The 24,256-nt window shown below is 64.5% G+C and carries 24 protein-coding genes and 1 pseudogene; 12 read left to right on the top strand and 13 right to left on the bottom strand.

Annotated features, from left to right (window positions below):
• Positions 1–67: 67 nt before the first annotated feature.
• Positions 68–1,417: a WS/DGAT domain-containing protein gene (locus tag JGU72_RS03290; RefSeq protein WP_307828278.1), complete on the bottom strand. Its 1,350-nt coding sequence runs from the start codon at positions 1,415–1,417 to the stop codon at positions 68–70.
• A 54-nt stretch (positions 1,418–1,471) separates the two neighbouring features.
• On the opposite strand from JGU72_RS03290, the gene JGU72_RS03295 reads away from it, so the two are divergent.
• Positions 1,472–2,200, top strand: a complete 729-nt coding sequence (locus tag JGU72_RS03295) for a CPBP family intramembrane glutamic endopeptidase (protein WP_233531073.1) — start codon at positions 1,472–1,474, stop codon at positions 2,198–2,200.
• Here JGU72_RS03295 and JGU72_RS03300 read toward each other — a convergent pair.
• Together JGU72_RS03300 and JGU72_RS03305 are read right to left on the bottom strand one after the other, a co-directional pair.
• The gene (locus tag JGU72_RS03300) at positions 2,197–3,414 is read right to left on the bottom strand and encodes an alpha-hydroxy acid oxidase (RefSeq protein ID WP_199682293.1); all 1,218 of its coding nucleotides are present in this window, start codon (positions 3,412–3,414) and stop codon (positions 2,197–2,199) included. The two genes, JGU72_RS03295 and JGU72_RS03300, sit on opposite strands and share 4 nt — an antisense overlap.
• A gap of 9 nt (positions 3,415–3,423) precedes the next feature.
• On the bottom strand, positions 3,424–3,918 hold the full coding sequence (locus tag JGU72_RS03305) for a winged helix-turn-helix transcriptional regulator (protein WP_199682294.1): 495 nt from the start codon (positions 3,916–3,918) through the stop codon (positions 3,424–3,426).
• Between the two features lie 57 nt (positions 3,919–3,975).
• Between JGU72_RS03305 and JGU72_RS03310 the strand changes: the two genes are divergently transcribed.
• Positions 3,976–5,382, top strand: coding sequence for a DHA2 family efflux MFS transporter permease subunit (locus tag JGU72_RS03310; RefSeq protein WP_233531074.1), 1,407 nt, complete (start codon positions 3,976–3,978; stop codon positions 5,380–5,382).
• Here the strand turns inward: JGU72_RS03310 and JGU72_RS30530 are convergent.
• The 3 genes and pseudogenes from JGU72_RS30530 to JGU72_RS03320 all read right to left on the bottom strand — a co-directional run bounded on the left by JGU72_RS30530 (position 5,351) and on the right by JGU72_RS03320 (position 7,989).
• Positions 5,351–5,950 (bottom strand): TrkA C-terminal domain-containing protein, encoded by a 600-nt coding sequence (locus JGU72_RS30530; protein WP_267909164.1) that lies wholly within the window; start codon positions 5,948–5,950, stop codon positions 5,351–5,353. The two genes, JGU72_RS03310 and JGU72_RS30530, sit on opposite strands and share 32 nt — an antisense overlap.
• Positions 5,951–6,001: 51 nt before the next feature.
• A pseudogene (locus JGU72_RS03315) lies at positions 6,002–7,402 on the bottom strand (chloride channel protein); the annotation flags it as partial.
• Positions 7,403–7,428: 26 nt separating this feature from the next.
• Positions 7,429–7,989, bottom strand: a complete 561-nt coding sequence (locus tag JGU72_RS03320; RefSeq protein WP_199682296.1) for a mismatch-specific DNA-glycosylase — start codon at positions 7,987–7,989, stop codon at positions 7,429–7,431.
• Positions 7,990–8,035: 46 nt separating this feature from the next.
• Here JGU72_RS03320 and JGU72_RS03325 point away from each other — a divergent pair, with 46 nt between their 5' ends.
• The gene (locus tag JGU72_RS03325; RefSeq protein WP_307828279.1) at positions 8,036–9,250 is read left to right on the top strand and encodes an alpha/beta hydrolase family protein; all 1,215 of its coding nucleotides are present in this window, start codon (positions 8,036–8,038) and stop codon (positions 9,248–9,250) included.
• Here the strand turns inward: JGU72_RS03325 and JGU72_RS03330 are convergent.
• The gene (locus JGU72_RS03330; RefSeq protein ID WP_199682298.1) at positions 9,247–9,981 is read right to left on the bottom strand and encodes a sulfite exporter TauE/SafE family protein; all 735 of its coding nucleotides are present in this window, start codon (positions 9,979–9,981) and stop codon (positions 9,247–9,249) included. The genes JGU72_RS03325 and JGU72_RS03330 overlap by 4 nt on opposite strands.
• A gap of 84 nt (positions 9,982–10,065) precedes the next feature.
• Between JGU72_RS03330 and JGU72_RS03335 the strand changes: the two genes are divergently transcribed.
• Both JGU72_RS03335 and JGU72_RS03340 read left to right on the top strand, forming a co-directional pair.
• Positions 10,066–10,695: a TetR/AcrR family transcriptional regulator gene (locus JGU72_RS03335; RefSeq protein WP_199682299.1), complete on the top strand. Its 630-nt coding sequence runs from the start codon at positions 10,066–10,068 to the stop codon at positions 10,693–10,695.
• Between the two features lie 5 nt (positions 10,696–10,700).
• Positions 10,701–11,843 (top strand): hemerythrin domain-containing protein, encoded by a 1,143-nt coding sequence (locus JGU72_RS03340; protein ID WP_199682300.1) that lies wholly within the window; start codon positions 10,701–10,703, stop codon positions 11,841–11,843.
• Positions 11,844–11,874: 31 nt separating this feature from the next.
• Here the strand turns inward: JGU72_RS03340 and JGU72_RS03345 are convergent, their stop codons facing one another.
• The gene (locus JGU72_RS03345; RefSeq protein ID WP_199682301.1) at positions 11,875–12,720 is read right to left on the bottom strand and encodes a type IV toxin-antitoxin system AbiEi family antitoxin domain-containing protein; all 846 of its coding nucleotides are present in this window, start codon (positions 12,718–12,720) and stop codon (positions 11,875–11,877) included.
• Between the two features lie 189 nt (positions 12,721–12,909).
• Between JGU72_RS03345 and JGU72_RS03350 the strand changes: the two genes are divergently transcribed.
• The gene (locus JGU72_RS03350; protein ID WP_199682302.1) at positions 12,910–13,887 is read left to right on the top strand and encodes an LLM class flavin-dependent oxidoreductase; all 978 of its coding nucleotides are present in this window, start codon (positions 12,910–12,912) and stop codon (positions 13,885–13,887) included.
• Here the strand turns inward: JGU72_RS03350 and JGU72_RS03355 are convergent.
• A complete protein-coding gene (locus tag JGU72_RS03355; RefSeq protein ID WP_307828280.1) occupies positions 13,884–15,161 on the bottom strand; it encodes a serine hydrolase domain-containing protein in 1,278 nt (425 codons plus the stop codon). The genes JGU72_RS03350 and JGU72_RS03355 overlap by 4 nt on opposite strands.
• Positions 15,162–15,208: 47 nt before the next feature.
• Here JGU72_RS03355 and JGU72_RS03360 point away from each other — a divergent pair, with 47 nt between their 5' ends.
• The gene (locus tag JGU72_RS03360; protein ID WP_199682303.1) at positions 15,209–16,273 is read left to right on the top strand and encodes a class I SAM-dependent methyltransferase; all 1,065 of its coding nucleotides are present in this window, start codon (positions 15,209–15,211) and stop codon (positions 16,271–16,273) included.
• On the opposite strand, the gene JGU72_RS03365 is transcribed toward JGU72_RS03360, so the two are convergent.
• Both JGU72_RS03365 and JGU72_RS30970 read right to left on the bottom strand, forming a co-directional pair.
• Complete coding sequence (locus JGU72_RS03365; protein WP_199682304.1) at positions 16,270–17,379, bottom strand: YeiH family protein; 1,110 nt, start codon at positions 17,377–17,379, stop codon at positions 16,270–16,272. The two genes, JGU72_RS03360 and JGU72_RS03365, sit on opposite strands and share 4 nt — an antisense overlap.
• Positions 17,376–17,507 carry a hypothetical protein gene (locus JGU72_RS30970; protein WP_267909134.1) on the bottom strand — a complete coding sequence of 44 codons (132 nt, stop codon included), beginning with the start codon at positions 17,505–17,507 and terminating at the stop codon, positions 17,376–17,378. Before JGU72_RS30970 ends, JGU72_RS03365 begins: the two co-directional genes overlap by 4 nt.
• A gap of 239 nt (positions 17,508–17,746) precedes the next feature.
• On the opposite strand from JGU72_RS30970, the gene JGU72_RS03370 reads away from it, so the two are divergent.
• Genes JGU72_RS03370 through JGU72_RS03380 form a run of 3 tightly spaced genes read left to right on the top strand, consistent with a single transcriptional unit; the run spans position 17,747 to position 20,161 of the window.
• Complete coding sequence (locus tag JGU72_RS03370; protein WP_199682305.1) at positions 17,747–18,370, top strand: TetR/AcrR family transcriptional regulator; 624 nt, start codon at positions 17,747–17,749, stop codon at positions 18,368–18,370.
• 19 nt (positions 18,371–18,389) lie between these two features.
• A complete protein-coding gene (locus JGU72_RS03375) occupies positions 18,390–19,385 on the top strand; it encodes a crotonase/enoyl-CoA hydratase family protein (RefSeq protein WP_199683180.1) in 996 nt (331 codons plus the stop codon).
• A complete protein-coding gene (locus JGU72_RS03380; RefSeq protein WP_199682306.1) occupies positions 19,382–20,161 on the top strand; it encodes a crotonase/enoyl-CoA hydratase family protein in 780 nt (259 codons plus the stop codon). Before JGU72_RS03375 ends, JGU72_RS03380 begins: the two co-directional genes overlap by 4 nt.
• Here JGU72_RS03380 and JGU72_RS03385 read toward each other — a convergent pair.
• Entirely contained in the window at positions 20,158–21,432 is a 1,275-nt protein-coding gene (locus tag JGU72_RS03385; protein ID WP_199682307.1) for an NAD(P)/FAD-dependent oxidoreductase, read from the bottom strand. The genes JGU72_RS03380 and JGU72_RS03385 overlap by 4 nt on opposite strands.
• A gap of 115 nt (positions 21,433–21,547) precedes the next feature.
• Here JGU72_RS03385 and JGU72_RS03390 point away from each other — a divergent pair, with 115 nt between their 5' ends.
• Complete coding sequence (locus JGU72_RS03390) at positions 21,548–22,405, top strand: LysR family transcriptional regulator (protein ID WP_199682308.1); 858 nt, start codon at positions 21,548–21,550, stop codon at positions 22,403–22,405.
• Here the strand turns inward: JGU72_RS03390 and JGU72_RS03395 are convergent, their stop codons facing one another.
• Positions 22,406–23,539 (bottom strand): N(5)-(carboxyethyl)ornithine synthase, encoded by a 1,134-nt coding sequence (locus tag JGU72_RS03395; protein WP_233531080.1) that lies wholly within the window; start codon positions 23,537–23,539, stop codon positions 22,406–22,408.
• 202 nt (positions 23,540–23,741) lie between these two features.
• Between JGU72_RS03395 and JGU72_RS03400 the strand changes: the two genes are divergently transcribed.
• Entirely contained in the window at positions 23,742–24,239 is a 498-nt protein-coding gene (locus JGU72_RS03400; RefSeq protein ID WP_199682310.1) for a hypothetical protein, read from the top strand.
• Positions 24,240–24,256: the final 17 nt, after the last annotated feature.

Raw genomic sequence — 24,256 nt, forward strand, 5'->3', positions numbered from 1 at the left:
AGGAACCATTCTGGAACAAGATCGGTTGGCGCGCATCAGGGTTGTCCCCCATCTTTCGATACGCTAACTACCTCTTAGGGGTGATGCGGAAAGCCTGGCCGGCTTCCGCAATTGCTTTGCGTATCAGGGATTCGTAGCTGTGCGGGTCAGGGAGTGCCGCCGGACTCGAATGAATACACAGGGTCAGCGTGTCGCCGATCGTGTAGATCCCGTGTGTGACGCCCATAGCGGGTGAGAGGGCCGGAAAGCCCGCTGTGAAGCGGACCGGTCCGCCGCCGAAACGCAGATTCGCCGGACCACGGTCGATGCTCGTGAGGACTGTGTTGCCCGAAACCGTGGCGGGGGTGCGCGACAGGTCGAACCGGACGACTCCTGTCCGAACGAACGCTGCGGGTGTCGCATCGAGCGATTCCCCCTGGGTTGTGATCGACGGGTGTGCGGCGCGGATTCGGCGCTGTGCGAGCTCTGCTTTGATCAACCTTGCGCGCGCGGCCAGATCGGGCTCGTGTGGAAACAGGCCGACGCCGACGTTCGAATAATTGTTGCGCGAGGTTCCGCCGACGCGGTGTGCCACCGTGACCTCTGCGCCGAGCCGGCCGGGCACCTCCGCCCCGCGATCCCTCAGGTAGGTGCTGATGGCAACCGAGAGCGCGGTCAGCGCCACGATCGTGACGGTGAAGTCGGCGCTTCGCAGGGCAGCCAACGGCACGACGACGACGTTGGCGCTGTGCAGGCCGTCGGGTCGCCGATTGAAAGCCACGAGTTCGCGCCCGGGCATTTTCGGCGGGAGCTCACCCCGCTCCGCAAGTGCAACCGATTCGCGGTAGGCGCGTCCGGCCTTCACTCCGGCCGCGATCATGCGGCCGAACTGCACCGGCGCACGGACGACGGATTCGGCGACGAGGGCGGCTGCCGACGGCGTCGATTCCCGGACGAAGTCCACGCTCTCGTCCGGGCCGAACAATGCTCGCGCAAGCATGGCGGATCCTTGACCGTCGACAAGCGCGTGCGAGATCTGCAGCACGACGACGACCGCCGGACCGGTGCACTCGGGAGCGTCCCGTACGTCGGTGAAGACGTGCAGCCGCCACGGGCTCACGGTCGGATCGACCGTAGTCGCCAAGAGCCCTCCTATGCGGGCCAAGCAACCCGACCACGTCGAGTCTGCCGGTCGCTGGACGACGACGTCGTCCGGCACGATCTCGCGCGGCACCCAGTGCGGGTAATCGAGATTCCAGGGAACATTTTTGATTCGGACGTTCAGGTCTGCGATCCGCCGAGCTCGCTGGAGAAAAGCCGAGCGCAGTTCCGCCGAATCGAGCGTCGGCGAATCGAAGCAATACAGCAGAAACTGATCGTTCGGCAGCTTCGCCGACATCCAGTACATCAACGCATCGCGTGCGCGCAGGCGTGTCACGTCGTCACCGTAGCCAGTAAGCTGGCGTCTACTCGACGTCGAGGAGTAAGTGCTTTGAGTGTTGCGACCGTATCCACGGGAGTCCGGCGACCCTATGTGGATATCGCAGTCGTCATCGGCGTCCTCGTCTGCACGAATCTGATCGCGCATTTCACCACGTGGTGGGCAAGTCTCGTCGCGGTTCCGATTGCAGCGGCGGCGCTCGTCGTACTGACGCGCAAACGCGGCCTCGGCTGGGCCGAACTCGGCCTCGCTCGCGCGCATCTCAAAACGGGCGCCTGGTACGCGCTCGGGGCAGTCGTCGTGGTCGCGTGTGTCGTCGCCATCGGCGCTGCTCTGCCGATCACCCGGCCGATGTTTCTCGCCGACCGGTATGCCACCGTTTCGGGCGCTCTGATCGCGTCGATGATCGTCATCCCACTCCAGACCGCGATCCCGGAGGAACTTGCCTTCCGCGGTGTCTTGCAGGGCACGCTGTCACGCGTCTACAGCTTTCGCGGCGTAGCCGCTGCGGGTTCGCTGATGTTCGGGCTGTGGCACATCGCCTCGTCGCTCGGCCTGACCGCCAACAATCACGGGCTATCCGCGCTGTTGGGCGGCGGTGTGGCCGGACAGGTCGCGGGTATCGGTTGTGCTGTCGCCGCGACTGCCGCAGCCGGCTTCGTCTTCACCTGGCTGCGCCGCCGCAGCGGCAGCTTGCTGGCTCCGATCGCGTTGCACTGGTCCGTGAACGGCATCGGCGCGCTCGCTGCCGCGGCGGTGTGGCAGACGTCGATGGGCTAGCGCGCCAGCAGTCGAACGTGGCGTGGTTCGAGCTCGTCGAGAGTGCCCACGCCGAGCAGTTTCATCGTCCGGACGATCTGGCTCTGCAGGATTTCGATCGTGCGGTCGACGCCGGCTTCGCCACCGGCCATCAACCCGAAGAGATACGCCCGCCCGATCAGTGTGAACCGCGCGCCGAGTGCGAGCGCCGCGACGATGTCTGCGCCGTGCATGATGCCCGTGTCGATATGCACCTCGAGATCCTTGCCCACCTCCCGAACGACGTCGGGCAACAGCTGGAGCGGAACCGGCGCACGGTCCAATTGACGTCCGCCGTGATTCGACAGGACTATTCCGTCGATGCCGACAGCCGCGAGTTGTCTGGCGTCGTCGATGTTCTGCACGCCTTTGACGACCAACTTCGCGGGCACTCGTTCCTTGATCCACGCGAGGTCGTCGAACGTGATCGTCGGGTCGAACATGTGGTTCATCAGTTCCGCGACGGTGCCCGGCCAGCGGTCGAGCGAGGCGAAGGCCAACGGTTCTGTCGTCAGGAAGTCCCACCACCATCGTGGTCGGCGCGCGGCGTCCAAGGCCGCCGACATCGTGATCGACGGCGGCACGGTCATGCCGTTTCGGGCATCGCGCAGGCGCGCACCCGCGGTTGGCGAATCGACGGTCACGACGATCGTGTCGAACCCGGCGGCCAACGCCCGATCGACGAGAGCCAAGGACCGCTCTCGGTCCTTCCAGATGTAGAGCTGAAACCAGTTTCGGGCGCCGGGGCCGGTTGCGGCCGAGACGTCCTCGATTGCGGTAGTGCCGAGCGTCGAGAGCGCGAAGGGTATGCCTGCGCGTTCGGCCGCGTGCGCTCCTGCGATCTCGCCTTCGGTGTGCATCATGCGGGTGAAGCCCGTGGGGGCAATACCGAACGGCAATGCCGACACCGCGCCGAGTACGGACCGCGTCGTATCGGCAGCCGACACGTCACGAAGAATGGACGGGCGAAACTCGATGTCCGCGAACGCTTGTCGCGCGCGGGCGATGCTGACCTCGGCATCCGCAGCACCGTCGGTGTAGTCGAATGCGACCTTCGGCGTCCGGCGGCGCGCCAACTCACGCAGGTCCCAGATCGTCTGCGCGCGAGCCAGTTTGCGAGCGTGGCCGCCGAACGGGCGCTCGAACTTCAGCAAGGGGGCAAGTTCACTCGGCCTGGGTGCGCGGCGTTTCGTCACAGACCAACCCTAGGTCGCGCCGATCGGCAGCCACGGTGGAGCCAGCTTCGCCGCCCCCGGCCCGGGCAGCACCTCGACCTCGTGCGCGATCAAGTCGTCACCGCAGTGCTCGCAGACGACTCGCGCCTGGGTGCGTTCGCCGCAGGTCCGGTGCAGCAATTCCGTTGGCGGACCGTAGATCAGGCCGGTGTGCTTCTCGCCCCACTTCAGCATGGCGGCGATGACCGGGTACAACTCGAGCCCCGCTTCGGTGAGCCGGTATTCACTGAGCGTGCGCCGCTCACCCTCGGCATAGGTGCGGCGCTCGAAGATTCCGAAGTCGACCAGCTTCTGCAATCGCTCGGTCAGGATGTTTCGCGCGATGCCTGTGGCGCGCTGGTAGTCCTCGAAGGTCCGCGCACGAAAGTACGCGGCTCGCAGTATGGCGATCATCCACCGCTCACCGAGAACGGCAGCTGTTCGCGACAACGCACAGTTGACCGCCAACAGTTCGTCGTGCTTCATGAAATCCACCCTACAGGGAGTTGCAAAAAGCAACTACGAGTCTTACCGTCTAGTTTCATGTTGCAACGACGCACACTGGCCATTGCCGCGACCTGCGCGGGAGGATTTCTCGCCTTCCTCGACACGACGATCGTCAACGTCAGCTTTCCGAGCATCGCGGAATCGTTCCCCGACGCCGAGCGCGCCGACCTGTCGTGGGTGCTGGACGCGTACTTCATCGTCATCGCAGCCCTACTGGTGCCGGCAGGCGCGATTGCCGACCGCTACGGCCGCAAGCGTGTATTCCTCATCGCCATAGTGGGATTCGTCCTCACATCCATCTTGTGCGCCGTCGCGCCGACATGGGAACTGCTCGTCGGGGCGCGAGCCCTGCAGGGCGCATCGGCCGCAGTCCTCACTCCGGTCTCGATGGCCCTGATGCTCCCCGAATTCACGGCAGCGAGGCGCGCAACCGGAGTCGGCATCTGGGGCGCCGCAGCAGCTTTCGCCGCCGCCGCGGGTCCGCCGCTGGGCGGCGTGATCGTCCACCTCGCAGACTGGCGCTGGATCTTCCTGGTCAACGTGCCGATCGGCCTGGTCGTGCTGGTCATCGGCCGGAGCGCCTTGCTGGAGAGCGTCGACGAAGAGGCCACCGGCCTCCCCGACCTGCTCGGTGCCGCCTTGACGATCCTCGGCCTCGGCGTTCTCGCTCTGGCGATCGTCGAAGGTGGTACCTGGGGCTGGAGCAGCCCGGGAATCGTCGCGTCGTTCGTGATTGCCGCAGTATTGAGCGGGGTTGTCGCGTGGCGGTGCAGCACCCACCCGCGCCCGATCATCGATCCAGAACTGTTGCGCGTACCCAGTTTCCGGGACGCCAACATTGCCACTCTGCTATTCGCGATGGCCTTCTTCTCGACACTGCTCGGCAACATCCTGTTCCTGACATCCGTCTGGCAGTTCACCGTCCTCGCCGCGGGTCTGGCCGTTCTTCCGGGACCGCTCGCATCGACCGTGGTTGCCGGTCCGGCAGGTCGCCTCGCCGACCGATTCGGGCATCGGGCCGTGATCGTCCCCGGCGTAATCTTCTATGTCGCAGGACTTCTGGTGCTCAGAAGTGCCGGACTAGACACCGATTACGTCGGCGTCTGGCTGCCCGGCCAGATCCTGACGGGCATCGGCATCGGACTTGCCTTCCCGACCCTCGGCGCCGCGGCGCTGACAGCCATTTCGCAGCGGCAGTTCGGTACGGCGAGCGCCGTGTCGTCGGCGTTCCGGCAGTTCGGCGCAGTGCTGGGGACCGCGATCCTCGTTGCCATCGTCGGCTCCCCGCTGACGTTGGCCGCCGCGAACGATGCGTCCGACCGGGCCTACATCTTCAGTGCGGCAGCAGCATTGGCAGCGGGCCTGATCACGCTGACCCTGCGGCGGATACCGGAGCCGAAGGTCGTCGAGGTCAGCGATCCTGAGCCGCTAGCTGCGCGCTGACCTGCCCAAGCGCATCGTGAGGGCCGACAAGAGTGACAAGATCGTCGGCCTGGAAGACCGAGGTCGCGGTTCCGGGCAGCGCCGCATCGCCACGCAGTACCGTCAGAACGATCACCGACTCCGGAATCTCGCACTCGCCCAGAGCTTTACCGACGAAAGGCGAGTTCTTGCCGACCCTGACGTCGAGGAGGTCGGCGTGGGGCGACAGACTCGCGAATCTGTGGACATCCGCTGCCGCTGCCGTCCGGTAGCCGTGCACGATTTCGCGGGCGCCGACGATTCCACGGATCTTGCGGTCGTCGTCGAGCACGGTCACCCAGCGATGTCCTTGCGGCAGAGCGTCGACGGCATCAGCGAGATTGCCTTCGACACTGACCGTCGGGGCACTGACGTCGACACTGCGCCCGATCGGCTCGTCGGGGGCCCGACCGTACAACTCCCCCGGCGCGACGGTCCCGACGAAGCGCTCGTTGGCATCGACGACCGGTGCACCGGGTAGGTCCGCCATCGCCTCGATTGCGTCGACAACGAGCATCGACGACGTGAGGACCAACTTCGGCGGCGACATCGCGTCGGCAACCTCCAGTCGGCTGAGCAACGGGAGTTCTCGTTGCAGGCGTGCCGATCTCGCGTCGTCCCGGTTCTCGAGTTGCGACCGGTAGATCGTGTCTCCGGACCGCCGCACGATCAGATAGGCAAGCCCGACCGCGAGCATCGCCGGCGGCACAACGGTCAGGCTGCCCGTCATCTCGGCAACCATCACCATCACCGCAAGCGGGGTTCGGGCGATCGCGCCGAAGGACGCCATCATTCCGACGATCACGAAGGGCGCGGGACTGTCCGGCACACCGGGCGCGAACGGCTCGAGAATTCGCCACACGGCGGCACCGGTGAATCCGCCGATCACCAAGCCCGGACCGAAGATTCCGCCCGATCCGCCGGTACCGATCGACAACGAGGTCGCGACGATCTTGGCCAGTGGCAGCACCAGGATCAACCACAGCGGCATCGCGAGCAGATCCGTGCGTTCCATCGCTTTCTGCACCCACCCGTACCCACTGCCGAGAATTTCCGGCAGTCCGAGAGCGAGCAGGCCGACCAGCAGTCCGCCGATGGCGGGCTTGATAATCCGGCTGCCGGGCAAGCGGTGGGTGATGTCGACTGTCAAGTAGAACGTCTTCGCGAAGAGGAGCCCGACGAAGCCGGCGAGAATTCCGATGACCGCGAACCACACCAGTTGCAGCGGCTCGTCGAAGCGGTACTCCGTTCCGACATAACCGAACAGCGGATCGAAGCCGAGGAACACGCCGTAGACCGAGTAACTGACGATCGATGTGATGAGCCCCGGAACGATTGCCTCGAAGTCGAAATCGTCGCGATAGATGATTGCGCCGCACAGCAATGCGCCACCGAGGGGGGCACCGAAGATCGCCCCGATGCCGGAACCGATGCCAATCGCGACAGCGATCCTGCCGTCCTTCGGTGTCAGGTCGAGCGTCCGCGCGAGCAACGAACCGAAGCCAGCCGAGATTTGGGCGGTCGGCCCTTCGCGTCCCGCCGAGCCACCGGAGCCGATGGTGATCGCGGACGCGACGAGCTTCACGAATACAGCTCGCATCCGGATCATTCGAGGATTGGTGTTGACCGCCTCGATCGCGGCGTCGGTGCCGTGCCCCTCGGCCTCGGGCGCGAACGTGAACACGATCAACCCGGAGACCAGTCCGCCCGCGGCGACCAAAAGGGGGATCGCCCACGGCCGCGTGAAGTCACCGCTACCCGCCCCGCCGCCGTCACCCACCGGCGTCGGTGGCGTGTATCCGCCGATGGTCTCGAGCAGGAAGTGCGTCGACTGTGTGAGCGCTACAAAGAAGACGACGGCGCCCAGACCAGCGATTACGCCGATCAGCGTGCCGAGCGCCAACCACTTTTGCAGGTAACTCGTACGCCTTGTCCAGCCACCCGTGGCGGTCCCTACCAGTGCAAGTTTCTGCCTTACGGCCGTCGTGACCGGAGCTGCCATGCTGCACTGTAACGCGTCAGCGCAGGTCACACGGTGCCAGCGGCCTCCGCGACGCGCCGATACGCCCGTGCGAGCGACTCGATCGTGTCGTGTGCGTTCAACCCGCTCGGGTTGGGCACCACCCACAACTGCGCACCTGCGAAGTCGCTTTGCCGACCGGCTTTCGCGCCGCGAACCTGAAAAGCCGTCCGATACGCCGTGATGCCCAGGATCGCGACGACGCGCACTTTCGCCGACGCGACCGTGGCTGCGAGCACGTCGACACCGGCACGCAGTTCCTCCGCGGTCAACTCGTCGGCGCGCGCGGTTGCCCTGGCGACGAGGTTCGTGATTCCGATGCCGCGGCCGATGAGGTATGCGGTGTCGGTCTCCGACATCCCGTCCGCCGGCGCAATCGGCCGCTCGATGATGCCTGCCTGCAGCAATGCGGGATAGAACCGGTTTCCGGGTCGCGCGAAATGTGCGCCGGCCGCGGCCGTCCACAAGCCCGGATTGATGCCGACGAACAGCAGTGTGCAGCCGGGACCGATGAGGTCCGGCACTGTGGCATCGCGATACGACTCGAGTTCGTCGCGCCGGATCGCCATTCCCGAGACCTTTCCCTTGGCTATCGATCGGGCTTACAGTGCACCTGTGAGCGCATACCTCAACGGCGAGGATCCACTGCCCATCATCGTGCCCGATGTTTCCGGCCACGACGCGACCGCGCGCGGCCTCCCTGCCATCGACCAGCTTTCGCTACGCGACCGGGCAATCGTCAGATCGTCGGCAGCTGCCGATGTCGTCCTGCGAACCGCGGCGGCGACCATGGTGAGCACTGCCCTGGCACCCCTGGCGCTGAACCCATGGGCCGCAAGGCGACAACGCGAAGAGAGCCTGTTCTACGCCGACATCGCCGCGCAACATGACGCGGGCGTTTCCTTCCCGCGCCCGACGGTCAGGCCCCGCATCGTGCGCCGACGGGCAAACGCGCTCGCGCGCAACCTCGCTCACGGTACCGTCGAGAACCTGACGTTCGAAAGCACGTACACGCCGATCAACCCAGTTATGCGCCCTACGTGGCAGGGCCTGCAGCGCAACAACATTGCCCACGCCCAGCACTGGCGTCATCTGGACGGTCCGCGACCGACTCTGTGCGTGATCCACGGCTTCTTCGCCTCGCCTTATCTGGTCAACAGCATGTTCTTCCAGCTGCCGTGGTTCTACAAGTCCGGTTTCGACGTGCTTCTCTACACCTTGCCGTTCCACGGCGCGCGCGCCGAGCGGTCTTCGCCGTTCAGCGGCTACGGCTACTTCTCCCGTGGGATGAGCGGCTTCGCCGAATCCATGGGCCAGGCCGTGCACGACTTCCGCATCTTCGTCGACCACCTCGAATCGATCGGGGTGCAGAAGGTCGGAGTCACCGGAATCTCGTTGGGCGGCTACACCAGCGCCCTGCTCGCGACGGTCGAGGATCGGCTGCAAGTCGTGATCCCGAACGTTCCCGTAACCGACCCGGCGACTTTGCTGGACACGTGGTTCCCGGCCTCGAGCATCGTCGAGTTCGGTCGCCGAATCACCGGCACCGATCGCGCCGAGTACGAGGCAGGCATGGCCTACCACAGCCCGCTCAATTACCGGCCCGTCGTCGCGAGGGACAGTCGGCTCATCATCACCGGTCTCGGTGACCGACTCGCGCCACCGGAGCAGTCCGACAAGCTGTGGCTGCATTGGGACAAGTGCGCGCTGCACTGGTTCCCGGGCAATCACATCGTGCACATCAGTCAGCCCGACTACCTGCGCCGAATGACCCGATTCATGCGACGAAACGACTTCATTCCCGACGAGTGGCGTACGCGCGTCGCCTAGAAGAGCAGGTACCCGGCCAGCCCTAGTCCGCACAGGCCTACCGCGATCCGAAGTACTTCGGGTGGAATCACTTTGACGACAGGCGGTCCGCACCAGCCGCCGGCAAGCGCGCCCAGGGAGAGTGCCGCTGCGGCGACCCAGTGGACCGGACCGAAAATGGCAAATCCCAGTGCGGCAACCAGATTCGCGATGCCTAGCAGAAAGCTCTTGAGAATCGTTGCGCTCCACATGGTTTCCGTGGTGAAGATCAGCATCAGCGACAAATAGATGACGCCCGCACCCGCGCCGAAATAGCCGCCGTAGATTGCAATGACGAACACGGCGATCGCCACCAGACGCGGGAAGACGGCCTCGCCGATATGGCGCCTGACAACCGGCTGGACCAGCAACGCGATCGACGCGAAAGCGACGAGGAACGGCACCACCGACTCGAACGAGCCCTCCGGCGCGACCAGCAGAACCAGCGCACCCGTCAATCCGCCGAGCGCTGCATAGATCGCCCACCGCACCAACGTCGTGCCGCGCCCGACCAATTCCCGACCCGAATTCGCGGTGGAACCGACGCCTACCGCGACCATGGCGACGGTGTTCGTGACATTGGCAGTGACCGGCGACAGACCGGCGGCCAACAGGGCCGGGTACGACACGATCGATGCCATGCCGGTGACGAATCCGACGAGTCCGGTGAAGAACCCCGCGACCACCAGAAGAAGGAAGCCGACGGGAGACACAGATTTCTACTCTACGGAACAGGCTGGAGAATATTCACTAGAACGGCCTTGTTTTGAATACAGATCTGTTTCACACTGGTTGGCATGACCTCGAGCAGCACGCGCCGATACGACTCGACCCTCCGCCTGGAGATGGCCGAGCAGACTCGCGCGGCAATACTCGCGGCAGGGAGTCGACTGTTCATCGAGCGCGGGTGGGCGGGAACCTCGATGCGCGACGTCGCAAAGCGGGCCGGCTGCTCCGTCGAAACCGTCTACAGCAGCGTCGGCAACAAGCGGGACCTCCTCAAAGTTGCGCTCGACGTCGCCGTCGTGGGCGACGACGATCCGCGGCCACTGGTCGAACGCCCTGAATTCCAGGCCATGTCGGAGGGCTCGCTCGCAGATCGCGCCGCCGCAGTCGGACGGCTGCTGACGTGGATCCACCGACGGACCGCGCCGCTGAACCGCGTGCTCGACCATGCCGCGGCAGCAGATCCTCAACTCGTGGAGCTGGCCGAGAAAACCCGCGCTGACGAACGGGTTTCGGTCCGGACAGGCGTCATCGCTGTGGCGCAGAGAGCCGTCACAGAGGCGGAAGTCGACGCCATGCAGGCCGTGATGAGCAACGACGTCTACCTACTACTCACCGTCGGGTCCGGTTGGTCCGACGAGCAATACCAAAACTGGGTGGCCGACACAGTCGTGCGGTTGCTCGACCTTCGCGAGGAGTGACAGCCATGACGACAGAGACCGACCTCGACGCACCGGCTGATACCCGCGTCATGGGAATCGTGCACAAGGCCTTGCGTCGCGACCTGATTCGGGCAACCGAGGCGCTGACTACCGCGCCCTACCCGTTCGACGCCCAGCGGATCGCAATCGCCGACCATCTGCAGTGGATGATGCGGTTCCTGCATCGGCACCACTCGTCGGAGGACGAACACTTGTACCCGTTGGTTCGTGGGCGAAACGCTGCGGCAGCCGAACTGCTGGAGTCGATGGATTCCGATCACAGGTCGATCGAGCCTGCGATGGACGCGCTCGTCTCCGCAGCCGGGTCGTATCGAGATTCGGCAGCACTCCGCCAACAGGTGGTCGAAGCGATCGACAAGCTGGCCGATGTCCTGTTGCCGCACCTCGACCGCGAAGAGAACGAGATGATGCCCATCGTGTCGTCGACGATTACCGTCGCGGAGTGGGACCACTGGGACCAGGAGTACAACGTCAAACCGTTACCGCCGCTGGAGCTTTCGGACAGTGGCCTGTGGATCATGGACGGCCTCGACGACTCCGAGCGCACAGTGATCACGGACCTCGTACCCGCGATACCGCGGTGGATTATTCTCAACATCATGTCGCGGCGCTACCGGCGCGCCGCGTTCCGACGCTGGCGGACAAAGGAATTCACGTCTTTGCGGGCACCATTGCGGGGGCGCGTCGAGGCGGACGTGGCTGCGACGCCGGAGCAGGTCTGGGCCGTCCTGCGCGATGTCACACGGGTCGGCGAGTGGAGCCACGAATGCCGCTCTGCCCATTGGCTTTCCGGATCATCGGCAGCTGCGGTCGGCGCGCGGTTCCGGGGAAAGAGCAAGTCCGGATTCATGCGCTGGAGCAGACCCTGCACGATCACGTCCCTGACACCCGCCCGAGAGCTGGTGTGGGAGACACACGGTGGGATCTACGGCGACAACACGGAGTGGCGCTACGAATTGGAACCTACCGACTCAGGCACCCGGATCGTCCAGTCCTTCCGCGTCCTGAGCCTGCCTGTCTGGTTCGACCGCCTCATCTGGCGGATGGTGCCTCGTCACCACGACCGCACCGACGCCCTGCGGGGAGACCTCTCTCGCCTCGGCGAGCTGGCCGCACGGGCGGACTGAAGGAATTGCCCCGGAAAACGGTGCTTTTGCTTCAGCCTTGCACAAGAGCCGACATCACCTCGGCGAGAACGACGTCCGGCTCGTATGTGACGTGATGCCAGGTGAATCGCAGTACACGCCAGCCTGCGTTCACCAACGTGTTCTGCCGCTCCAGGTCGTGTGCGAACCGGTCGGCGTCACGGTGCCACGCCCAACCGTCGACCTCGATAGCGAGGCGCTGCTCGGGAAAGGCAACGTCGATCTCGAAACCACGCGTCTTATAGTGCGCCTCCCAGCCTGTTACCCCTGCGCGACGCAGAATCTCCTGAAATCTGCGCTCGGCTTCGGACGCTCCGCCCTCACCTGCGGCCGCGAGGAGCGCTGCGGCTTTGGCAGCGCCACTGCGCGTCGAGTTGCGCTCGTGCACTACCTCGAGCATCCGCAGACTGGTGCGCTTCTGCAGTGCGCGGTCCATCATCACCGACCCACTCCGCAATTCGACAGCAGCCTCGAGAACCGTCAGCGGAAGGATCGTCACAGGCATTGACCGCACCGTTTTCGTGTCGATGCTGTGCAGATCGCGATGCCTGAGACGAACATTCGAACTGCGTCTGAGCCGGCGATGTGTGGGGATCGTGATCCAATGCTTGTGCGGCGGCCGGTCGATCAACTTCTGCCACCACGCTGCACTGGGGCCATATGCGACGGCGCCCTCGCCGGCGGCGTAGACGGCGGCCCGCAAGGAAACCGCGGAAGTCCTTTCCCGATCCGCTCGGATGAAGACACCGGAATGCAGTCGTGCCCACTCGCCCGACGAGACACGCCGGTTGACGGCCGTGCTGGACATGCCGGCGTCGCGAGCCTGTGCGAGCGTGACAACGCCGTCCTGCAGGGCCATCGTCCTGTGAATTTCTTTCGGGGTCACAGTGTGCTTGGACGCACGCTGATCCCGCGAGGTTCCTTGTGTTCGCCACTCTGAAGCAAAAGCACCGATTTCCGGGGCTTTTGCTTCACTCTTGCCGAGGGTGGCCCACTCCTACCCCACGGGTATCTGGATTCGGGGTCGAGAGCGGGCCAAGCTCGAGGGATGACTACACGCCGTCTCGCGGTTGCGCTGACTCCGATGGAAACCCGCCGCGACGTCATTGTCGAAACAGCCCTGCTCGCCGAGCGACTCGGGTACGAGGTCTTCTCCCTCGCCGAAGGCTGGGGTTACGACTCGACGCTGCTGCTGACCGAGATCGCGATGCGCACCGAGCGGATCAAACTGCTGCCGGGTGTTCTGTCGGTATGGAGCCGCTCACCCGCGACGCTGGCGATGGGCGCGTCGACGCTGCACGAAATCAGTGGTGGGCGGTCGATCCTGGGGCTCGGCACGAGCAGTCGCGCATTGACGGAAGGACTGCACGACCTCGAATTCACGGGGTGGACCAGCAAGTTGCGCGAGGTCACGACGGCTGTCCGGACGATGCTGGACGGCGGCAGGGCGCCGATCGACGACTCTCGCACCGCGCGGGCCCTCAAGCTCGGCCTCTCCCCCAAGCCCGACCTCCCGATCTGGATCGCGGCGAGCGGCAAGACTGCAATCGAGGCCACAGCCGACCTCGCCGACGGCTGGTATCCGCTGTTTCTGACGCGGGAACGGCTGCGCAAGACTGCTGCCGAAATCAACGCGCGCCGAGGCGATCGCGCACCGATCACCGTCGTCGCCGGGCCCTTCGCCGTCGCCGACCCCGATCCTGTTGTCGCACGCAACATTGCGGCGAGTTGCCTCGCCTGGTACATCTGCGCGATGGGCGACGGGTACGCGCGGCTCATCGCCGGACAGGGTTTCAGCGCTGAGGTCGACGCCATCCGGGTTGCCAATCCGCGCCCGAGCCCGACCCACTCCGTGGTTCCGCCCGAGGCCCGTTCCGCCCTCGATGCACTGACCGCGTATGGCACCCCTACCGAACTGAAGGCGCAACTGGACGGATGGTCGACCGACGCCGACATCCTCGGTATCGTGCTTCCTGCTGGAATACCCTGGGAGACAATCGAAGCCACGCTGACGGCGGCGGTCTAGAGTTTCCCGGCCGCCATCCCGATCCGGCCCATCACGCCGAGCCACCCGAACGCTTCGGGGTAGACGACGGGCTTGCCGCTGGTGACGAAGCCGACCGCCAGTCCGCGACTCGGATCCGAATAGCCGACCACGTTGGTGTAGCCGAGGTGCCCATATGCGTTCTCCGAGTCGGTACCGAAGAGGCTGAGCCGTTTGCCACCGAGCATGAAGCCATAGCTGTACCCGATCGGGAAGCCGAGCGTGAAGTCGACGCGCTGATACGACTGCTTCACAACGGCTTTCCCGATCGTTTCCGGCTCGAAGATCCGGACGCCGTCGAGCTCCCCGCCGCGGCGCAGGAGCTCGTAGAAGCGGGACAACTCGTCCGCGGTCATCACCACGTTGCCGCCGGGGACGACCGCCGTCAGAAATCGCGGGTCATTGCTCATCTCGACGGCCTTGTTGACGCTGGTACCGAGCAGCCGCGTCAACATCGTCGACACCGGAGGAAGAACGGGGAAACCCGTCACGTAGTTCGTCGCGACGGCCTGCAAATCCTCTTCCGCGACGCCGTAATTGCCCCACCGAAAGCCGAGCGGTTCGCAAATTTCGCGGGCGAGAACGTCGTGAATGTTGGAACCCGTCACGCGTTGGACCACTTCGCCCATGATCGCGCCGCCACTCAGCGCGTGGTACGCCTGCAGGCTGCCCGCCTTGCTCTGCGGTTTCGCATCGCACAGTGCTTCGAGAATGACCGCACGGTCTTGCACCGCTTCGAGGTTGACGACCTCCGACGGATGCAGTGGGACACCCGCACGATGGGACAGCACGTGCCCGATAGTGATGTCGCCCTTGCCATGTCGGCCGAACTCCGGAATGAAGTCGACGATGCGATCGCTCATCGAGAACTCGCCCCGCTGGGCGAGCAGATGGACGACCATCGCCGTGACTGCCTTGGACGCCGAGTACAGGAGGAACGGCGTGGCCGTCGTCGCTCGAACTTTCGGGGTGTCGGGTTTGTCCTTCGGACCATTGCCGTGCGCGTAGCCGATCGATCGATGCAGGACGACGTGGCCGTTGCGACGCACGCACAGTCCCATCGCAGGATGCGCTCCGCCGCGATAGACGTCGACGACCCCATCCCAGATGTCGTCGATGCCCTTTTGGGTCATTCCGGCGGCCGCTGGATCTTCTTCATCGCCGATATCGGTGACCAAAGCGATGTCGTCCGGCGTTCTGGACCGCCGCAACGGGTCGGGAAGGTAGGGCAGTCTCGGCACCGTCGGCAGTCGCACGATTTCGATCGTAGTTTCTCGAGCCGCCGCGATGGATCATGTTTGCTATGACTGCGAAAGCCGGCCATGACAGTTCGGGGGTGATGCTCGGTGGCGTCTACCGCGACGAGTCCGAAACCCAGCACGAGGCGGCCGCGGTCGGCTACCGACTGATCGGTCCGGCGCTCGCCGATGTGAACCTGCCGGACGACCCCATCGTCATCGCGGACTTCGGTGCCGCGAACGGCAACAACAGCTTGCGGCCGCTGAACCTCGCGCTCGATTCGCTGTCGAATCGCAAGGTGCTCGTGCTGCACACCGACCTGCCGAACAACGACTTCGCGACCCTCTTCGACGTCGTCGAACACTCCCCCGACTCGTACCTTCGGGACCGCAGCGGCGTTTTCCCGCTTGTGTCCGGACGCTCCTTCTACGAGCGGGTTCTTCCCGAATCGACGCTGACGTTCGGCTGGAGTTCGTCGGCGCTGCATTGGTTGAGTTCGGCGCCGGGCCCGATCCCCGACCACTTCTTCGTTCATCGGTCGGCGGACCGGTCTGCGGTCGACGCATATCACCAACGCTCACAACAGGACTGGTCGGCATTTCTCGCGCACAGAGCCGCCGAACTCGTGTCCGGCGGCGGGCTGGTGATCGTCGATGTGCTGCGCGACGACGATGGCCTGATGGGTGCCGAGGCCTTGTTCCAATGCCTTGCCGACACACTCGCCGAAGAGCATGCGAACGGCAGGATCACCGACGACGAATTCGCACGAGTCGTGTACCCGACATGGTTCCGCTCGGTGGCCGACATCGAGGAACCGTTTGCGCCACGTTTTGCATGCGATGCAGGCGAACTCGAACTGCTCGACTGCGTCACGACGACACTGGCCGACCCGTTCGCCGCGCTTCTGACAAGTGACGACGTCGGCGCGTATGCGGCGAAGCATTCCGGATTCCTGCGCGCTTTTCTGACCCCGAGCTTCGAGTCGGCGCTCGACCCTGCTCGCGACTCGACAGCGAAGACCACTCTTCTCGATGGCGTGTGGCGCCGCACGGCCGAGTTGATCGCGGGGGCGCCACGCTCGGTTGCGCCCGCATACAAGCTCTCGGCCGTGCGGATCCGGAAGGTCTAGCTGGACGGAATCTCGAAGTTCGCGAACAGCACTGCGGCCAGGCCCAGCGCGACCACGATGTTCACCACCGTCGCGGACCCGAAGACAACCAACGGCCGCCACCCGGCGTCTCGCAGGCCCCTCGCGGAGAACTGCAGCCCGATGGAGACGAACGCGAATATCAAGAACCACGTCCGGAGGTCGTTGATGATCGTGATGTCGGCCTTCCCGCCGTCGGCGTACTTCACCCACAGGGTTCCGACGATCGACGCCGCGATAAATCCGAGCACGAACTTCGGGAAGCGCTCCCAGAAGTCGCGAACGGTTGGGCGCGGCGAGTTCTCGGTGCGGTCCACGCGCAAGGCGAAGTAGGCCGTCAGCGCGATGGCGACGAAGCCGATCAGCGCGTTTTGCGTGGTTTTGACGATCGTCGCGATTGCCAGCGCATCTTCGCCCACGATGGCGCCGGATGCCGCAACTGCCGCCGTCGTGTCGATGTTGCCGCCGATCCAGGCACCGGCGACGACGTCGGACAAGCCGAATACGCCTGCCAGCCAGGGCAAGATGAAGATGGACGGCAGAGCGAAGACGATGACCAGCGATGCCGCGTAGGCGAGCTGCTCACGCTTGGCTTGCACGGCGCCGGCGGCAGCGATCGCGGCACTGACACCGCAGATCGACACTGCCGCCGACAGCAAAGCACGCAGCTTCTCATCGAGGCCGAGCACGCCGCCGAGCCACCACGTGAAAAAGAACACCGCGCTGATCAGCAACAGGGCCTGGATGATCGCCGGCCCGGCAGCCGTTGCGAGCACGGACAGATTGATCGACGCACCGAGCAGCACCAGCCCGGTCTTGATGAAGAACTCGGTACGGAAGCCTTCCGCGAGCCGCTCGCGTAGATCGAGTTTGCTGAGCACAAAGTTGCCGACCAAGCCGAGAATGATTGCGTAGACGGGGAACTCGATGGATTTGGCAACTCGTTCGAGTGCAGTTCCATCTGCCCAGCCGGGTGCGCGGTCCTCGATGAGTCGTGTCAGGGCGCCGAGCACGAACACGACGGCGACGCCCCCGACCGCCAGGGTGTGCTTCGTCTCGATCCGCTTGTTCGCCAGGGAGATGCTCATGGGATCACGCCGGCGGGGATGAGCCCGATGAACACGAGCGCGATGAGGGTCAGGCCCGCGATCACCGCGGCCCAATCTTCGGTGAACCAGGAGCGCGGGGGCTCGGCACCGGTCTCGTTGTCAGTCATGGCCTAGACAACACCAATCGTGGCCCGCGCAGTCACGGTTTATGCGCGACCTGATCCGAAGCGCGCGTGACGCACGGGGCAGTCGAGGTTGTGGCCCCGGCCGAGCGGGTCACCACGGCGGCGAAACGCCCGTGATCCCGCGACCACAGCCCACTCGAAACGGTCAACCACCCCCGCCCGGAGCGAAGCGCAGGGCACATGTCGTTGACACAAGATCCGAATTAGCGTTCACTTCTTGCATGGCCTACCGCCGAACCCCCGCTGTCCGGAAGCGTCTGGACGAGACGCGCGTCCGGATTGTTACTGCCGCAACGAGGTTGGTTGTGGAGGCCGGGTACGGCGGCTGCTCGGTCGCGGCTGTCGCGGAGGCTGCGGGGGTCGGGACGGGCACCATCTACGGGTTCTTCCCGAGCAAGGGCGAGTTGTTTGCCGAGGTGTTTCGGCACCGCGTATCGCGTGAGGTGGCTGCCGCTTCCGATGCGGGGCGGCAGGCGCTCGAACAGGGGACGATCCGCGATTCGATCATGGCGTCGGTGAGCACCTTCTGCTCACGCGCGATGCGATCACCACGCTTCGCGTACGCGCTGATGGTGGAACCTGTCGACGCTGCCGTCGGCGCCGAACGCCTCGCGTTCCGGGACACGTTCAGCGACCTCCTGGCGAGCGCGATCGCGATCGGGATCGCCAATGGCGAACTGGTCGAACAAGATCCGCGGGTTACCGGCGCGGGAATCATCGGGGCAATCTCGGAGGTACTCATCGCGCCTTTGGCGCACGGGGTTGCCGAACCAGAGGTCGTGGCCCAATTGCTCGCATTTGTCGACCGTGCTATCGGCCACTCCGAAGGGAAATCTGTTGACTGACTACGCGAACCACTCCGGCATGCGTCCGGCCGCCTGGCGCGATGACCTCACAGCAGGGCAGGACTCACTGTTTGCCGACCGGCCGAGTCCGGCTGCCGAAATCACCTACCGCACACTGACATACGAGGTCACGGGCCGTATCGCCCGCATCACCTTCAATCGGCCCGAGCAGGGCAACGCGATCACCTCGGACACCCCGATCGAGTTGGCGGCGGCCGTCGAGCGCGCAGATCTCGATCCACGAGTGCACGTGATGGTTGTTTCCGGCCGAGGCAAGGGGTTCTGCGGCGGGTACGACCTCTCGATCTTCGCGGAGAACGGCTTCGACTCCGGAGACCAAGATCCCACCGGGACTGTGCTGGATCCGATCGTGCAGGCGCGCAATCACAATCCGTGGGGAACGTGGGATCCGATGGTCGACTACGCGATGATGAGTCGCTTCAACCGCGGCTTCGCGAGCCTGTTGTACGCAAACAAGCCAACGGTAGCGAAATTGCACGGCTTTGCCATCGCCGGCGGCACCGACATCGCCCTGTACGCCGACCAAATAATCTGTGCGGACGATACGAAGATCGGCTATCCACCGACGCGAGTCTGGGGTATCCCCGCGGCCGGGATGTGGGCACACCGGCTGGGCGATCAGCGGGCGAAACGGCTCCTCTTCACTGGTGACTGCCTCTCCGGCAAGCAAGCCGAAGAGTGGGGCCTGGCAGTCGAAGCTCCACCCGCAGACCGCCTCGATGAGCGCACCGAGGAACTGCTGCAACGTATTGCGCGGATGCCGATCAATCAGCTGATCATGGCGAAGCTCGCTTTGAACAGCGTCCTGCTGGCACAGGGTGTCGCCAATTCCGGAATGATCAGCACTGTGTTCGACGGCGTCTCGCGCCATACGCGCGAGGGCTACGCCTTCCAACTTCGTTCGGCAACAGCAGGTTTCCGCGAGGCAGTGCGAGAACGCGACGAGCCCTACGGTGACTGGAAACGCGCACAATTCGAGAAGGGCGAGAAATGACCACGGTGAACGTTGCCAAAGACGGACCGGTAACAACGATCTCGATCAATCGCCCCGAGGTCCGGAACGCGGTCGACGGTGCGACGGCTCAGGCGCTTGCCGATGCCTTTCGCGAGTTCGACGCCGACGCGGACGCGTCCGTAGCGGTTCTGTACGGCGAGGGCGGGACCTTCTGCGCCGGAGCAGATCTCAAGGCGATCACCAGTGGTGGGGGGAACCGCGTCGCACCCGACGGCGACGGCCCGATGGGGCCGACGCGGATGAAACTCGGCAAACCGGTGATTGCGGCGATCAGCGGCTACGCTGTCGCGGGTGGACTCGAACTTGCGATCTGGGCGGACCTCCGCGTTGCCGAAGATGACGCGGTCCTCGGCGTCTTCTGCCGACGTTGGGGGGTGCCGTTGATCGACGGTGGCACGATCCGGTTGCCGCGGCTGATCGGGTCAAGTGTGGCAATGGATCTCATCTTGACCGGACGACCGGTGGGCGCCGACGAAGCGCTGCGGATCGGACTCGTCAACCGCAAGGTCGCGAAGGGCACAGCACTGGCCGAGGCGCAGAAACTGGCCCGCGAGCTGGCGGCATTCCCCCAGGTCTGCATGCGTCAGGACCGCCTGTCCATGCTCGAACAGGATGGCCTGGCCGAAGACCAAGCCATCCTGAACGAGCTACGCCACGGCTCGATTTCCCTGCAGAACGGAACCCTCGACGGCGCCACCAAATTCGCCGGCGGCGCCGGAAGGCACGGTTCGTTCACCGAGCACCAGCAGGCTTAGCCTGCCTGGCGTTGTTCGCGGACTTCCAGATCCGCCACCGGATCCGGTTCGGCGAAGCCGGGTCGCGCAGTACCGGCGAATGCGTACAGCCACGACGCGATCGCCGCGAAGCGGTTCCGGAACCCGACCAGGTAGAACAGGTGCACGGCCAACCACGCGAACCAGGCGATGACGCCGCGGAACTTGATGTGGTCGTTCAGCTTTGCGACGGCGCTGAACCGGCTGATCACCGACATGCTGCCCTTGTCCCAGTAGGAGAATTCGGCCGCGGCCTTCTTCTTCCCACGGATGATGTCGGCGGCATGGCGTGCTTCTTGCATCGCGACAGGAGATTGCCCCGGGTAGCCCTTCAGCGACGTCATATCGCCGACGGCATAGATATTGTCGTATTCACCGACGGTGAGGTCGTCGTTGATCAACAACCTGCCCGCACGGTCGGTCTCGACGCCCGTGGCCTCTGCCAGCACCTTCGCGAAACCGCCGGCCTGCACGCCCGCCGACCAGACAACCGTGTCAGCGGCGATCCGTCGTGTGGTTCCGCCCGGTCCCTTGACGGTGACAACACCCGCATCGATCGCGGTCACAAAGGTCTCCAGCAGCACCTCGACGCCGCCCTTGACCAGGGACTTCTTCGCGTACTCGGACAGGCTGCCACCGAAGGGCGGCAGTACCTCACCCACACCCTCGACGAGGGTGACGGACACTTCCTGCCGGTAGTAGCGCTTCGCGAGTTCCTTGATCTGGCCGGCAACCTCGACGCCGGTTGCACCGGCGCCGACGATGACGAAGCTCAGCAGCTTGCGACGACGGTCCTCGTCGGCGCTGCGCGCTTCGGCGAAGACACGTTTGATCTGCGCACGAAGCAATCGTGCGTCGTCGATCGTCTTGAGCGCGAAGGTCTGCTCCGCGAATTCGTCATGCCCGAAGTACGACTGTGCCGCACCGGTCGCCGCAATGAGCGAACCGTACGCGATCTTGTGCCGTTTACCGTCTGTCTCGTACGTCACAACAGCTGCAGCGGGGTCGATGTCGACGACTTTGCCGAGCCGAACGTCCGCATCCTTGTTGCGGCGCTGAAGGACCGTCTTGATCTGCGGTGCGATCTCGTCGGACTTCAAGACACCCGTTGCGACCTGATAGAGCAGCGGCTGGAACAGGTGCTCCGGTGTGCTCGAGATCAGCACATAGCTGATACCCGACTTGGTCAGTTGCTTCGCCGCTGCCAACCCACCGAAACCCGATCCTACGATGACTACCTCTGCGCGCTCCATGAGAATCCTCCCTTTCACTCATGACCAACCTCCATGTAGCCACCAGATATTTCGCTACACAAACGCATCTTTCAGATGACTCTTATCTCGATTCGTCATGAATAGAATCGTGGACGTGGAACTACGACAGCTCACGTACTTTGTCGCGGTCAGCGAAGAACTCAGCTTCAGCCGTGCCGCGGCCCGTTGTTTCATCTCGCAGTCCGCGATCAGTCACCAGATCACTCGACTCGAACGCGACCTCGACGTTCAACTCTTCGAGCGCACCACTCGATCGGTTGTTCCCACCGAAACCGCGGCGCGGTTGCTGCCGCTGGCGAAGCAGATGCTCGGCCTCGAAACCGCGATCTACGCGGCTGCCCGCTCGTCGAATCAGCGAATCCGGCTGGCGGCGAACATGTCCTTTGCCACCCAATCGCTTTCGGCGATCTCGCGGGTGCGCGCGGACAACCCGGACACCGAAATCGAGTTCGTCATAAAGAGTTTCCGCCAGCGCATCGCCGCGGTCGCGGACGGCGACTGCGATCTCGCTCTCATTCGCGGGACCGTCGACCGACAGGGACTGCGCGTCGAACATCTATGGACCGAAGATCTGACGATCGCGACAGCAGCCGCACATCCGTTGGCGGCCAACACCGAGGTCACGTTGGGCGAGTTGCTCACCTACCCGCTTCTGCTGCCACCCGAGCGCGATCAGGTGTTGCTACACAACGTGATTCGTGCTGCATTCGCGGATCTCGGTGCGGTACCGAACTACGGTCCGCCGATTCCGCCCGACCACACCGCAACCCTCGAGCTCATCAATCGACCCGACTCGTGGACCGTGCTGTACGCCGACCGCCCGACCGCCGGAATTGCCCTTCTCGAGGAGGCCGATCGACGCTTGCGCATTCCGGTCTCTGCCGTCATCAGCGCCGACGCTCGGCCGTCCAAGATTTTGCGCGAGTTGCTCAGCGCTCTGCGCGGTACCTGATCACGCGCTCATGGAAACCGTTCTCGCGTGCGGATACTCGGCAGAACGGCGCTGGAAGGAAAGGATGCTCGGATTCTGGATCACACCGTTGCGGATCTCGATCGCACGGCGGATCGTCTCGTCTCGATCCCACTCGGAGGGACCGCTCAGCACGGTCCGAAGGTAGGGCACGACCGCTTCGCTGATTTCCCAGGTGGCGGAGTTCCAGAGGTAGGACGGGCTGTGATCCACCGCGTAGTAGACGACGTTGTTTCCGACGACGAACGTCGGTTCATCGAAGGTGGTCGGCTTCGCCCAGCTGAAGCCCATTGCCTCGTCACATGACACGTCGACGATCATCGTGCCGGAAGCGAGCATCGGCAGGTCCTCGTCGGCAAGAAATGTCAACGGCGAATCCGTGTCCTGCAGAACACAGTTCACGATGATGTCGTGCTGCGCGAGAAATTCCGGCAGGGGCACGAGTCCGTCGTCGGTATGGACACGACTGCACCGCGTATTCGTATCGTCGTGGTCGACCTGCACCATTCGCGCCGACGGAATCGGCGACGCGACCGCACTGATGCCACGCACGGTCAACACGTCGACATCGTGCACACCGTGCGCGTTCAGTGCTGTGATAGCGCCACGAGCAGTCGCACCGAAGCCGATGACCACTGCACGCAAGCGCCGACCGTAATTGCCCGTCGTCCCCGCCAGGGAAAGCGCGTGCAGCACCGAGCTGTAGCCCGCCAGTTCGTTGTTCTTGTGAAAAACGTGCAGGCTCAGCGAGCCTGACTCGGTCCAGTGGTTCATCGCCTCGAAGGCGATCAGCGAGAGCTTGCGGTCGATAGCAAGCTGGGTGAGCCGCTCGTCCTGCACGCAATGCGGCCAGCCCCACAGAATCTGGCCGTCGCGGAATTCGGCGAGGTCCTCCGCTTGCGGCTTGGCGAGCAGGATGACGTCACAGTCCTCGATCAGCTCACCTCGCGGCTTGATTCCGGCGACAAGATTGCCGAGCTCAGCGTCGGATACCCCGAAGTACTCGCCGTAGCCCTGCTCCACATAGATGCGTTCGCGCAGTTCAGGGTCGATTCGCTCGAAGTGCTGCGGATGAATCGGCAGACGATGTTCGTTCTCTTTGCGCGATTGCGACATTATTCCGAGCTTGTACATGAGATCCCCTTGGGTTACCGATGCACACCCAGAATGCTTCGAATCGGAGGTGGCGCAGTCTTGAATGACCGCGCACGAACGCCGCCGATACGTCGAGCCTACCCGTGCTGTGCCGTCGGCACGACCAGAGTACGGGTGCCAGCATGGTGTTGACACGGCACCATTGTGGTGCCATATTGGTGCCATGAATCTTTCGCCCTACGTCGAGAACCTTCGCCGCGAGCTGGCGGTCGCATCCGAAGCCGGCGGCGAGGAGTCCCGGGCTCTCGCCGAACGCCTCAGCGCCGCTTTGGAATCCGCTACTCGCCTGACCCTCCTCGACGCGCTGACGGCAGCGTCGGACGAGATCACACGCGATATGGCACCTGGCTCCGTCTATGTCAGGCTGCGCGGCCGCGACGCCGAATTCGTCGTCACACCCCCACCTGCACCGCACGAGCCCGCGCCGACTCTCACCACTTCGGCCGTCGTGATCGATTCCGATGACACCAACATGGTCCGCATCAACCTGCGCCTACCCGAGCAGCTCAAACAGCGTGTCGAAGAGGCCGCCGGCGGCGAGGGCATGTCAGTTAACGCGTGGCTCGTCCGCGCGGCGACCGCAGCCCTCGATCCCGGCGCGTCACGCACCGAACGCAAGAGCGCGTCCAGCAGCAATCATTTCTCCGGCTGGGTCCGCTAGCACCCCTCCGGCTCCAC

Origin of the sequence: Antrihabitans auranticaus (assembly GCF_016481275.1) — a bacterium.
In the GTDB taxonomy this organism is placed as follows: Bacteria; Actinomycetota; Actinomycetes; order Mycobacteriales; family Mycobacteriaceae; genus Antrihabitans.